Genomic DNA, 13,067 nt, shown 5'->3' with positions numbered 1-13,067 from the left:
ATTTAGAATTTATAGTTAATGCCAAGATTTAATTGATGCTGTAATTCTCTATAAGCACTTGGAATTTGAAGTCGAGAATAATTAAAGTTATAAGTTGCCTTTACGTCAAAATGATTGGAAAGTTTGTAACCATATTCTAAATCCCAAAACACACTCTGATAATTATCTAAAGTGTAAAATTTACCTTCGGCATTGGTAACACGAAAAAGCACAACAGGAAGGGTTAATTTTGAAGATAAATAGTGTTTTTCATTTATCTGATAACTGAATCTGCCTGCAATTCCAAATTCCTGATGAAACGTAATGTAATCTCCATCATGATAAGCAGCCAAAGAAGTTCGCGATTGTAATCCTGCATGTATTGTAAATCTATTTCTGTCGTACACTCTTTTTAGATACGAAAAGTTGATTCCGCCTTTGTAATAATCTGTGTTGAGATTGGACAGCCTATCTGTTTTTAGGTTTGATGATAGATAATCTAGATTTACTTCAAACAAATTATCATTTTTACTGGTACGCGTATAGTTTAATTTATACACCAAACCCTCATAATCATACGTTGCTACAGGAGCAAATTCGAGATTTTTCAAATACCCCCAATTATTTCCAACAGAAAACTCGAGCTGATTCCTTTTTTGCGTGGTTTGAGATTGAACAGATACCGCAGACAAAATCGCGGCACTAAACAAGAGACGATTTAATTTCATAAAATTTGAGATGAATAAGTTGATTATTGCCCAAAACTATATGAATTGAAGAGCGACAAGGTTTCAATACCTTAACACTGGAGAAATCCGAACTCATGAACCTTCAGTTTTAGAAGACGGAAATTCAAAATATCTCTCAAAAATTCTTTCTAAATCAGCTAATTATAGAAAATTTTTTCGGTTGATTTGTACAGAAATCATTTTAGTTAATCATTTCTTAATCCATTTAGAAAATCATTTTCATTGCTATAAATTCGCTCTGTCAATTCATATGAAATAAGCTATATTTTTATTAATAACCGCTTATCGCAATTGTCTAGAATAACTGAAAAGCCAGATCTTAAAAACAACTTTATACTAAAAAATTGATTTATACGACACTTCTAAATATTGCGATTTTTCAAGGAATAGTATTAGGATTAATTATTATAAAGTCTTCCTTATTCAATAGTCAATCAAACAAATATCTGGCCTATTCGATATTCACACTTTCGTTGCTTTTACTGAATCTGGTATTCGAGATTGAAGATGCTTATTCAGCCTTTCCTTTTTTGCGCTTTATAGACGATGTTGAAACTGCTTTTCTGCTGCCCGTTTTCCTATTTCTATTTATTATAAACCGAGTTGATGATGCTGTGAAAAGCAGACAAAAGATAATTTTATTTTTCATTCCGTTTGCTTATTCGGCTGTTCTTAATATTACATACGATCTCGATGCTGTAGCAGGATTATATAAAATTCCTCAATTAGGCCTCGATATAATAGATGTATTAAATCAGATTGCACTTATTTTGGCGCTTACATTTATTCCATTTGTTCTGATTTATTCTTATTTTATGATAAAACACTTAAAAGATAAGCAGGAAACAAAATGGATAATTATATTATTAAGCCTCGTTTCTACATTATTATTTTCGTGGGTTATTACCATTCTCATAGCTTTGTTTCTTCAATTTGACATTTCGGCTATGATGAGAATTTTAGCTTTATTCGGAGCATTTTTAATCCATTGGACTGCTTATTTCGGCATTTACAAATACAAACTGGCTAAAGACAAAAACAGTATTTACAACTTTCTAAATACAGATTTAGCCATTGCAGATAACACCACATTTTCCATTTCAGAAAATAATTGTAAAGAAGAAAACAGAGAACTAATAACGGCTGATAATCTTTATTTTCAAAAACTGGAACTTCTTTGCAAACAAGATCATATTTATACTGACAGTACATTAAACCGAGAAAAAGTTGCTGAAAGACTGGGTATAAGTACAGGATATCTTTCGCAAATTGTAAACGCGATAACGGGAGATAATTTTGCCAATTACATCAATCAATATCGTGTGGAAGCTGTAAAAGAAATGATTTTAAATGCTGAATTTGAAAATTACAATCTCTTAACAATGGGGTTAGAATCTGGATTTACTTCTAAAACGACTTTCTACAACGCTTTTAAAAAAGTTACCGGCCAGACGCCAAACGAATATAGAAATACTCAAAAAATAAGTTCCATTTTGTAAAGTTTTAAGCTTTTGAAACCTCATAAAATCTTTATTATTTGATTTTTGACATTCAATAAATCAAATTCCTTTTTATGAAAAAAAATCATTTACTACTTATTATTCTTTTTGCTTTTTCTTGTGCGAAAGCTCAAAACGAAATCGAATCAAATCCTTATCAGAAAAACAATGACATTACCATAAATGCAATTGCAGCATTTAACGAGTCTCTGAATATAAGTTACGAAAGACATCTAAATGCAAAATCATCAATCGGAATTTATTATTATCAAGTGTTAACCACAGACACTAGTAACGATATGAATTACTCTGTTTCTCCTTATTACAGAAGGTATTTCGGCAAAAAATATGCTTCTGGATGGTTTGCCGAAGGATTTGGAATGCTGACTTCAATAGATGGTAAAAAAGTATATACATCTGAAAATCCTTCTACATATACAGAAAATTCGGATGTCATTGATTTTGCTCTTGGAGTAAACGGAGGCTGGAAGTGGGTCAGCAAAAGCGGATTTTTACTTGAAGCTAATATTGGTTATGGTGCTTTGCTCTTTAATGCAAATAAAACCGATCATAATATGGTTATGAAATTTGGTTTGAGTGCGGGATATCGATTTTAAAGAAGTTCCATTAAAAAAAAAGAAAACTATTCCATATTATATATAATATCTGACAAAAAAGACGTTTTATGGGATATTTTTTTATCTTTGAAATTCAGATTTTTTAATCGAAATGGCTTTATCTTTGAGCCTTAAAGAAAATCAAGATTCATTTATGGAACAGAAAATTCATCAGGGAAGAAACGTAAAACGATTCAGAGAAATGCTTGGCATCAAACAAGAAGCATTGGCTTATGATCTGGGCGAAGATTGGAACCAGAAGAAAATTTCTATGCTAGAGCAGAAAGATATAATCGAGGATTCTCTACTTAAACAAATCTCAAATTCTTTAAAAATTCCTGTTGAAGCTTTTCAGAATTTTGATGAAGAGCAGGCTATAAATGTAATTGCAAATACTTTTGGAGATAATGCTTGTGTCGGAAATCCTAATTCTACATTTAATTTCAATCCCATTGAAGAATTAAAAAAACTTCACGAAGAAAAAATCACTTTGTATGAAAGAATGCTGAAAGAGAAAGATGAAATGATGGCAAGGCTGGAGAAGTTAATTAATAAATAAAACGCTATTATTATTTTTTAATCAGAATAAAAAAAGCTTCAGAGAAATCTGGAGCTTTTTTATTTATATCACATGTTTAAAAACCTTAAGAATATTCCTTAAAAAATGAAAATCGTAATATTTTTAAAAAATATTTTCTTCTCAAAAAGAAACCAAAAACCAGTCTTATTTCGCCTCCTAAACTCAAAACAAACAATTATTAATCAAAACAATACAAAAACATTAACTTTACGTATTCATAAATAAAAACCAACTAAATTGGTTCTTATTTAAAAAATTTTCAAAAAGTTTTTTCAAAAAAGCTTTGTACATCTCAAAAATAGTTGCACTTTTGCACCCGCAATAGCAAAGCAGGTCCGTTCGTCTATCGGTTAGGACGCCAGGTTTTCATCCTGGTAAGGGGGGTTCGATTCCCCCACGGACTACTTACTAAGACAAAAGCTTCAGAGAAATCTGGAGCTTTTTTTGTTTATATTTACTTCCTTAAATGTTTGAGGATTTGAGAACAGTATTAAAGCGCACAAAACCTACAAATTGGCAATTAATAAAGACACAAATACAGCAAACACAATAACAAAGCAAACAAGAAGTTATGAATGAAGTAATTTCAGATTACAAACACAATCAAAAAATCAACCCAAATCTTAAAATGAAACACAAATTAATAGCCCTTTTATTTGTATTCGCCTTTGCAAATATGTCTGGACAAGCACCAGCCAGCAAAACCAACTACACCAACAGCAAATTACCTGCCGAAGAAGCTGTTACGAATAAGTCTCTAAAACCGCTTAAAAAGATTTCGCTAGACGATACTTCAATTTTAATTTACGATTACGATGGTTCGCTTTTTTCATGGGATTTAGAAGTCGAAAGCATTGTTTGGACGGTAAAAGCTTCAGACGCCCACACAGAGATGTGCGCCAACAAAATAACCATTCATGACGGAGTTGTGTATATTCCGTTTATTAATGGAGAAATTTACGCAGTAGATAATGGAACAGGAACTATTTTCTGGAAATCTAGAATAGGAAACATTACAGACCAGATTGTCTTAAAAGACCAGACTCCGATTATAGCTAACGGAAAATTATTTATTACGGCTCAAAATCAAAATCAGAGCAGTAATTTATATGCTTTGGATCTAAAAGATGGCAGCTTGGCTTGGAACTACAAATTAGACACTCCTAACAACGATATTGAGCCACTTTTTTTCGATAATAAGATATTTACCCAAAGCGCAAACAATGTGTATTGTTTTGAAGCTAATACAGGGAAATTACTTTACCAAAAAAGCTTTGATGAAACCATGACTGGAAAACCAGTTACAGATGGCGAAAGTATTTTTATAGCAGGCGATAAAAATTGGCTGTATGCTTTAAAACCAAACAGTCTTGATGTTTTGTGGCAGTTTAAAATAGAAGAAAACCAGAATAACGTTAAGGAACGCATAGTATGCCACGACAAAAAGCTATATTTTGCAGCGCAATGGCCAGAAGTTTCTTCTATCTATGCTGTTGATTCCAAAACAGGAACTCAGCTTTGGAAAACAGATTTTAAAGGAGACAATGTAGAATACATTGTTAAAGAAGTGGACAATCTTTGGGGATATACCCGTAAAAAGAAACTTTTTGAACTAGACTTATCAAACGGAGAAATCGCTTTTGAAGAAAAATTAACTACACTGCCAATTTCCAATATAGAATTTCCTGCTGACGAAAACTTACTTTATTATTATTGCGACGCAGGCTTAATTCAATTTGATTTAAAAGAAAAAGACGAAAACGTATACTATATGCGTACTTCTCTTAAAGACGATCCTTACAGCGCTTATTTAAAGATAATTCGATAATAGCTTAATGCTTTTTAAAATAAAAAAAAGACCATTTTTTCAAATGGTCTTTTTTTATTCTCTTGAGAAAAATCTATGCTCTAAACAAAGCATATTTATTATAGTTGTACAAAACTTTATCATAAGCAACATAAAGCGAAACTATTTTCTCTGATGATTCATTGAATGTGATTCCGTTATGTTTTCTAAACAAGTAAATTTCTTTTAAACAATTAGAAAGACTTTGGTGAATTTCGCTTGTAAAAGTCGGCAGTTTTTTATCTCCTACCAAAAGATCAATCTGATAGTTTGAACTACTTTTTGATAAGTTATTACCAATAATTCTAATTGTAAAAGTGGTTGGTTTTCCGTACTGTTCTCCTTGATATTGCAGTGTCATAATTTCTTCTTATTAAGTGATTAGTAATGCCGTTGGTTAATCGGTTTTTGGTTCTCCGGATACTTATATTAAAGTTATAAAAATTTAGGCAAACATAAAGAATTCAATTCTAAATTAAATGTTATTTTTTCAAAAAGACGAAACCTATAGAAACCAGAAAACCGTAACGAATTACGGTTTTGGCAATTAACTAAATATATTTAATCAACTTGTTTAACGAGTGTAAAATTCATTCATAAGCATCGATTAATTTTGGGTAATTATTGTAATTTATTTTCTTGGTTTATTTCTAATAAAAACGGATTTCCATTTTCGTCCATCATGGTCATATTCAAAGCATCTAATAATGCTGTCTTTTTTGAAACTTCGCCTGTAAATTTATTATACGAAAGATTCAATTCTTCTAGCTTGTTAAGCTTTTCAATTTCTTGCGGAATTGCGCCTGAAAATTCATTGTCAAATAAACTAAAATTTTCTAATACATTCCAATTAATAATTTCATTTGTCAAATTTCCCGACAGCTTATTATTATTCAGCAGCAATACTTTTAGACCAGAAATTTTATAAATCGAAACAGGCAGTTTTCCGTTTAATTCATTATTGCAAACCGCTAAAATTTCTAACTGATTTAATTTTCCAATTTCCGACGGAAGTTCTCCAGAGATCTTATTCATAAAAAGCTCCAAATCTTTCAATTTAGTCAACTGGCAAATCGAAGATGGAATTGTACCTGATAATTTATTATCGGCAATATTAAGCATTTCCAATTCTTTCAGATTAAAAATGGCAGAAGACAAAGTTCCTTCAATTTTATTCTTTTCCAGATTCAGCGATTCTAAATTTACAAGATCGTAAAAAGCTTCAGGCAATTCTCCCTGCAGATTATTATCTGCCAAATTGAGCGCGACCACTTTTCCGTTTTCGGCTTTAACACCGTACCAAGTAGAAACAGACAGACTTAAGTCCCATTTGTTTTTCCATTGCAAACCATTTGTTGCATGATACAATTTTATAAGCGCTTCTTTTTCTTTATCCGAAATGGTATCTGCCAAAACGTTTAGCGAAAAAGCAAATAATAAAGAAAGAGTAATTAAAATTTTCATAACAGATTTGGGATTTGTTACTCGCGTAAAATTATGCAATTCACAGTTATAATACACCAAATATCGGCAAACTGTTGAAAAAAATTTTAACCGTAAGATTTAAGCTGCTTTTATTATTTTTCAGAATCTGCATTTTTTTTGATTACATTTGATCAACTAATTCTAATAACCTCACATTATGCAAATTAACTTCGTTGCTTTATTCCTTGCAGCAATTGTCACACTCGTAACTGGTTTTATCTGGTATAGCCCAAAAGTATTCGGAACAATCTGGATGAAAGAAAATAATCTTACTCAAGAAGAGTTAAAAAAGGGAAATATGCTTAAAATCTTCGGACTAACGTATATTTTTTCTCTCATGATTACAATGACTTTAATGTCTCTGACCATTCATCAGTCTGGCGCAATCGGAATGGTTGGCGACCACCATTAATTGACAGTGCAAAACCTTCATTTGCTGCTTTTATGGCAGATTACGGAATGGCTTACAGGACTTTTAAACATGGGGCACTTCACGGATTTATGTCGGGACTATTTTTTGCTTTTCCATTAATTGGAATCAACGGTTTGTTTGAAAGAAAATCTTGGAAATATATTTTCATCCATAGCGGATACTGGATTCTTACTCTGACTCTTATGGGCGGAATCATCTGCGGATTTGCTTAATATCATTTATAAAAAACCCGTTTGAAAAATTTATTTCAAATGGGTTTTTCTTAATAATAACTTAAACCCCATTAGTTATTATAAATATTATCTAATTTTGAAGAAATTAGCTCACTCTTTTGAATACAACATATTCTTTCCAGATTTACAAAAGCGCATCATTACTGCCTTTAGAATGGAACTCGCTTGCAGCAAATAACATTTTTTTGACACGAGAATATCTCGAAGTACTGGAAAATTCTTGTCCAGTAAATATGACTTGCCATTTTATCGGGCTTTTTGAAGAAAAAAACTAATCGGAATTGTGCTAACGCAATTCTTATTTGCAGAAAAACTTGAATCTTTTGGAGAGCGTGATAAATGCTTAAAAACTTCGGTGCGTAATTTTGCATTAAAGAATTTTGCTTCACACGTTCTATTTATTGGAAACAATATGCTTACAGGACAAAATGCTTTTATTTTTGACAAGAACATTAAAGAATCCAAAGCGATTAAAACACTTCATAAGGCTATCAATCAGCTTAAAAAAGATTTGAAAGAAAGCGGAAAAAAAGTTCATATAACGAGCATAAAAGATTTTACAGCAAAAGAAATCGAACCGCTTCAGGCAGAATTCAAAAACAACTACACGTTTTCGACACAACCGAATATGATTTTTGAAATCAATGAAAATTGGAAAACCGAACAAGATTACATTGATGCTTTATTAAAAAAATATCGCGACCAATATAAACGTGCGCGGAAAAAATCGGAAGGAATTGTAAAACAGCAAATGACTCTTTCCGACATTAAACAATATGAAGATGTGATTTACGATTTGTATTTTCATGTTGCAAAAAATGCACCTTTCAATACCTTTTTTCTGGCGAGAAATCATTTCAGCTTTTTCAAAGAAATCATGGGAGACAACTTTCTACTCTATGGCTATTTTTTAAATGAAAAACTAATCGGTTTCAACACTTTAATCAAAAATGGCGATGTAATGGATACGTATTTTTTAGGCTATGACGAAAGTGTTCAACGCGAAAAAATGCTGTACTTAAATATGCTCTACGACATGATCGCTTATTCTATTAAGAAAGGTTTCAAAGAAATTGTTTTTGCCAGAACAGCTCTTGAAATTAAAAGTTCCGTTGGAGCAAAACCAGTTAAAATGTATGGTTTAATCACACATAGCAATGCATTGATTAACCATAACATTTCAAGGTTTTTCAATTATTTAGAACCAAAAACAGAATGGCAGGAACGCAATCCGTTTAAATAAAAAATGTGTCGCTCCACTGGAGCTTTTCATTTGCATGTTCAATTTAAACTATAAATATTTCACTCCTCGGGAGCTTGCTTTGGAAGAGCAAAATATTATAGACTAATTTTTCTATATATACTTTGCTCCTCAAGAAGCTTTTTTTTGAGCTCTGGAAGAGCGAAATATTTATAGAAATGTTTGCCCTAAAGTGCTAAAAGCTCCAGCGGAGCGACACCAATATTTCTTTAATCAAAATCTACGGAACCGCAATTTTCATTTGCTTGTGCAGGATATGAATTTCTAACGAAGTCTGTGCACCGCAATATTCACCATCAATTTGGAAATTTACAGGATAATCCGTTTTTATTTCAGCCTTATCGGTTGAAATAATTACAATATCATCAGAATCAATTGGCATATTTCCGGTAATTATTTTTCCGATCAAAAGCAGATCGAGACTCTTTAAAATTACGAGCTCAAACTTACCGTCATTCATAGCTCCATTTGGATTAATTACAACTCCAGTTCCGTATTTCTGCGAATTGGCTATCACAATCATTCTTGCTACATGCTCTACCGTTTTATTATTTGCCGAAATGGTAGCAACAAAAGGTTCCTCAGATTCTTTGAGTGTTGTGAAAGCTTGCAATGCATATCCCCAAAAACCACGCACATCACTTTCTTCATAATTTTTAACCAAATTGGCATTTAATCCGATATCGCTTAAATGGATACTTTTTTTTCCGTTAATACAAATCATATCCATTTCAATATAATGGTGTAGAAACGCTATTTTAAGGTTCTCCTCTATTCCATTAGGAAGATTCAAGTCTACCGAGAGTCCGTTTGCAGAACCTGCAGGCAAAATCCCGATTACAACATCTTGCTCTTCTACCGCTTCGGCCACCATTTTTATCGTTCCGTCGCCTCCTGCAACAATAATGCGCTCCGGCTTAGATTCATTATATAAAGATTGTATCGCTCTTAGATCATTTTTTCCCGTAGTTTCGTAGACTTCCAAATCGAAATGATTGGTTGCTGCAAACTCTTCAACAGCATCAATCAGATCTGATTTATCCAAATCTCCCGAGATAGGATTTACAACAAATAGAATATTCTTTTTCAAAATTTTATTTTTAAAACCAATTAAATTAAGTAATTTACAGTTACATAAATATACGTAATTAATGAAACCAATTCTACAATTATATCGCGGTTATGCAAATGAGCAAGAGTTAATTGTAATGGGGCATGTTTTAAAAAGAGAAAACAAATACGATTTTGAGAAAAGAAAATTAAAAAATGCCACCTCGATACTCCGATTGTTCAGAATAAAAACCATTAAAAATTTTGATGTTTATCTTCACTACAATGGCGAAGTCATCCACACTAAAACATTAGATGATGGCTTTTTCAATTTTTGCATTCCATTAGAAAAAGAAACCCATTTTGGATGGATGCCTTACGAAGTGAGCTTAAAATATAAAGACGAAACCACAACTTGCAAAGGCAGTTTTATTAGACCTCATAAAGGAAAACTCGGAATCATCTCTGATATTGATGACACTTTTCTAATCTCTCATACTAAAAATTTATTCCTTAAAATTTACATCTTACTTTTTAAAAATGTAAACGACCGAAAAGTTTTTAAAGATGTAGTTTCACATTATCAAGCATTGAGCCAGTCCGGAAGAGAAAACCCTGAAGAAGGAAATGCTTTTTTCTACATCTCTAGCAGCGAATGGAATTTATACCGATTTATTGCTAAATTCACCCGAATTCACAAACTCCCTAAAGCAGTTTTTCTCTTAAAAGACATCAAAAGAGGAGTCACAGATTTCTTCATGAGCGGAAGAGGAAATCATGATCATAAATACGAAAAAATAAAGCATGTTGTGGAGTTCTACCCAACTTTAAAATATGTTTTAATGGGCGATGACTCGCAGCACGATCCAATGCTTTACGAAAGAATTTGCAAAATTTTCCCTGTTACTGTAATTGCAGTTTACATTAGACAAACTGGTAAAGCTCCAAAAAAAGAAGTAAATAAAATTTTGAAGAATTTAGAAAGCCTGAATGTCTCGGTTTGTTATTTTAAAGATAGCAGTAAAGCGATTGAACATTCTAGATCGATAGGGATCATTAAGTAGTTTCTAAAACTTAAATAATTTGGGCGAGACAACATTAGAAAAAGTGGGCCAACATACTTTGTCTTTATTTGCCCACTTTCTCTAATGCTGTCGGGCTGTCTGCTCCGCCGTGGCGGATTGCTCCCATCCCTCTCGCAACCAATCTTTGTCGAGCTACTTACGGAGATCCCTCGTTCCTCGGGATGACATACTTTGTAGAAAATTAGCAATTTTCATTAGCTCAAACTGAACCGGAAAACTAGATTTGCACCTGGAAATTAAAAAAAGCCTTTGTCAAAGTTTGAAACTTTGACAAAGGCTTACATGTTTTTTTTGAGTACTGTGACTGTGACCGAGACTAAAGACTAGGCATTCAACCCATCAATCTCTTCTGAAACAACTTCCCAGTCAATTAATAATTGCTCCAAATCTTCTTTCTTTTTATTGTAAGCAGTAAAGAATGAAGCGTCTTCGATATGTTTGTCATAATTGGTTTCCAACATTTTATCGTCGTGCTGAATTTGCTTTTCTAGTTGCTGAATCTGGCTTTCGATTTTACTTAATTTGTTCTGAAGGGATTTTCCTTTCTTCTGATCTTCATAAGATAATTTACTCGCTTCTTTTTCTTTTGCAGCTGGAGCATTTTTCACCACATCTTTTTTCTCAACCTCACGCATGTTTTCCAAATTACGCTGCTCTAAGAAAAAGTTGATATCACCTAAATATTCTTTAATCTTCTGATCTTTAAATTCGTAAACAATATTTGACATTCCTTGAAGGAAATCCCTGTCGTGAGAAACTAATAATAAAGTTCCGCCAAATTTTTGAAGTGCTGCTTTTAAAACGTTTTTAGATTTAATATCTAAGTGATTCGTAGGCTCATCCATTAGCAAGACGTTAATTGGCTGTAACAACAATTTACAAAGTGCCAAACGGTTACGTTCACCTCCAGAAAGTACTTTCACTTTTTTCTCCACATCATCTCCACGAAATAAAAACGAGCCTAACATATCACGTACTTTCATACGATTTGTGTCAGTTGCAGCATCTTCCATTGTTTGAAGCAAAGTAATTTCTCCGTCTAAATATTCAGCCTGATTTTGAGCAAAATATCCTAATTGCACATTGTGTCCTAATTTGATATTTCCTTCATATTCAAATTCATTTACAAGAGCCTTGATGAAAGTCGATTTACCTTGTCCGTTTTGTCCAACAAAAGCAATCTTACTTCCTCTTTCAACCAGTAAACTTATATCTTTAAGAATCGTTTTGTCTCCATAAGATTTTGTTACGTGTTCAGCTTCAATAACAACTTTTCCCGGCTCTTTAGAAACTGGGAAAGAGATATTCATTACCGAATTATCATCTTCATCAACTTCGATTCTTTCTACTTTATCTAACTTTTTAATCAGCGATTGCGCCATCGAAGCTTTTGAAGCCTTTGCCCGAAATTTCTCGATTAATTTTTCTGTTTCCTCAATCTTTTTCTGCTGATTCTTTTGAGTCGCCAATTGCTTTTCGCGAATTTCATGACGTAACTCTAAATATTGAGAATATGGCTTATTAAAATCGTATGCTTTTCCTAACGAAATTTCGATTGTTCTATTCGTTACATTATCCAAGAACATTTTATCGTGCGATACAATTACGACAACTCCAGGATAATTACGAAGGAAATTCTCTAACCAGATGATACTTTCGATATCTAAGTGGTTGGTTGGCTCATCGAGAAGCAATACATCATTGGATTGTAATAATAATTTAGCCAACTCGATACGCATTCTCCATCCTCCAGAGAATGTTTCTGTTTGGTTATTAAAAACTTCTCTTTTAAAACCAAGACCTAAAAGAATTTTCTCTGTGTCTCCCACATAATTATAACCTCCAAGAAGTTCAAAACGATGTGTATAATCAGATAGATCTTCTATAATCTGTCCGTATTCTTCACTTTCATAATCGGTTCTAGTAACCAATTGATGATTGATTTCTTCCAGTTTTTTCTCTACAACTTTAATCTCTGTAAAAGCTTCATAGGCTTCTTCCAAAACGGTTCTTCCTTGTTCAAAATCAATATCCTGACGTAGAAAACCCATTCTGATATCTTTCTCTTGCGAAATAACTCCTGAGTCTGGTTTAAAATCTCCTGCCAGCATTTTTAGCATTGTAGATTTACCAGCTCCGTTTTTACCAACAAGACCTACGCGGTCGCCGGCGCCTAAACGAAAAGTAACTTCTTCAAATAAATAGGTTCCTCCAAAAGAAACGGAAAGATTGTGTATATTAAGCATAATT

General features: G+C 32.6%; 10 protein-coding genes, 1 tRNA gene and 2 pseudogenes. 8 read left to right on the top strand and 5 right to left on the bottom strand.

What is annotated here, in order from left to right; all coding sequences use genetic code 11:
* Positions 1 to 2: 2 nt before the first annotated feature.
* A complete protein-coding gene (locus ACPWTF_RS17590) occupies positions 3 to 707 on the bottom strand; it encodes a hypothetical protein (RefSeq protein WP_427872326.1) in 705 nt (234 codons plus the stop codon).
* A gap of 365 nt (positions 708 to 1,072) precedes the next feature.
* On the opposite strand from ACPWTF_RS17590, the gene ACPWTF_RS17585 reads away from it, so the two are divergent.
* The 5 genes from ACPWTF_RS17585 (at position 1,073) to ACPWTF_RS17565 (ending at position 5,252) form a co-directional block, all read left to right on the top strand.
* Entirely contained in the window at positions 1,073 to 2,227 is a 1,155-nt protein-coding gene (locus ACPWTF_RS17585) for a helix-turn-helix domain-containing protein (protein WP_427872325.1), read from the top strand.
* Positions 2,228 to 2,301: 74 nt separating this feature from the next.
* Positions 2,302 to 2,844 carry a DUF3575 domain-containing protein gene (locus tag ACPWTF_RS17580; protein ID WP_427872324.1) on the top strand — a complete coding sequence of 181 codons (543 nt, stop codon included), beginning with the start codon at positions 2,302 to 2,304 and terminating at the stop codon, positions 2,842 to 2,844.
* A 154-nt stretch (positions 2,845 to 2,998) separates the two neighbouring features.
* The gene (locus ACPWTF_RS17575; protein ID WP_427875766.1) at positions 2,999 to 3,403 is read left to right on the top strand and encodes a helix-turn-helix domain-containing protein; all 405 of its coding nucleotides are present in this window, start codon (positions 2,999 to 3,001) and stop codon (positions 3,401 to 3,403) included.
* Between the two features lie 353 nt (positions 3,404 to 3,756).
* Positions 3,757 to 3,828 (top strand) — tRNA-Glu (locus tag ACPWTF_RS17570).
* A gap of 167 nt (positions 3,829 to 3,995) precedes the next feature.
* Entirely contained in the window at positions 3,996 to 5,252 is a 1,257-nt protein-coding gene (locus ACPWTF_RS17565; RefSeq protein ID WP_427872323.1) for a PQQ-binding-like beta-propeller repeat protein, read from the top strand.
* Between the two features lie 73 nt (positions 5,253 to 5,325).
* Here ACPWTF_RS17565 and ACPWTF_RS17560 read toward each other — a convergent pair whose 3' ends face one another.
* Positions 5,326 to 5,631 (bottom strand): hypothetical protein, encoded by a 306-nt coding sequence (locus tag ACPWTF_RS17560; protein WP_248729545.1) that lies wholly within the window; start codon positions 5,629 to 5,631, stop codon positions 5,326 to 5,328.
* A gap of 260 nt (positions 5,632 to 5,891) precedes the next feature.
* Positions 5,892 to 6,734 carry a leucine-rich repeat domain-containing protein gene (locus tag ACPWTF_RS17555; RefSeq protein WP_427872322.1) on the bottom strand — a complete coding sequence of 281 codons (843 nt, stop codon included), beginning with the start codon at positions 6,732 to 6,734 and terminating at the stop codon, positions 5,892 to 5,894.
* Positions 6,735 to 6,912: 178 nt separating this feature from the next.
* On the opposite strand from ACPWTF_RS17555, the pseudogene ACPWTF_RS17550 reads away from it, so the two are divergent.
* Together ACPWTF_RS17550 and ACPWTF_RS17545 are read left to right on the top strand one after the other, a co-directional pair.
* A pseudogene (locus ACPWTF_RS17550) lies at positions 6,913 to 7,400 on the top strand (DUF1761 domain-containing protein).
* A gap of 119 nt (positions 7,401 to 7,519) precedes the next feature.
* Positions 7,520 to 8,664, top strand: a pseudogene (locus ACPWTF_RS17545) (GNAT family N-acetyltransferase).
* Between the two features lie 238 nt (positions 8,665 to 8,902).
* Here ACPWTF_RS17545 and ACPWTF_RS17540 read toward each other — a convergent pair.
* The gene (locus tag ACPWTF_RS17540; RefSeq protein ID WP_427872321.1) at positions 8,903 to 9,772 is read right to left on the bottom strand and encodes a diacylglycerol/lipid kinase family protein; all 870 of its coding nucleotides are present in this window, start codon (positions 9,770 to 9,772) and stop codon (positions 8,903 to 8,905) included.
* Positions 9,773 to 9,833: 61 nt separating this feature from the next.
* Here ACPWTF_RS17540 and ACPWTF_RS17535 point away from each other — a divergent pair, with 61 nt between their 5' ends.
* A complete protein-coding gene (locus tag ACPWTF_RS17535; protein WP_427872320.1) occupies positions 9,834 to 10,796 on the top strand; it encodes an App1 family protein in 963 nt (320 codons plus the stop codon).
* Positions 10,797 to 11,140: 344 nt separating this feature from the next.
* Here ACPWTF_RS17535 and ACPWTF_RS17530 read toward each other — a convergent pair whose 3' ends face one another.
* Positions 11,141 to 13,063, bottom strand: coding sequence for an ABC-F family ATP-binding cassette domain-containing protein (locus tag ACPWTF_RS17530; protein ID WP_427872319.1), 1,923 nt, complete (start codon positions 13,061 to 13,063; stop codon positions 11,141 to 11,143).
* Positions 13,064 to 13,067: the final 4 nt, after the last annotated feature.

The sequence above is a fragment of the Flavobacterium sp. MMS24-S5 genome (genome assembly GCF_050320125.1).
In the GTDB taxonomy this organism is placed as follows: Bacteria; Bacteroidota; Bacteroidia; order Flavobacteriales; family Flavobacteriaceae; genus Flavobacterium; species Flavobacterium tyrosinilyticum.
The sequence above is the reverse complement of the archived record's forward strand: the minus strand, read 5'-3'. Positions and strand labels throughout refer to the sequence as shown.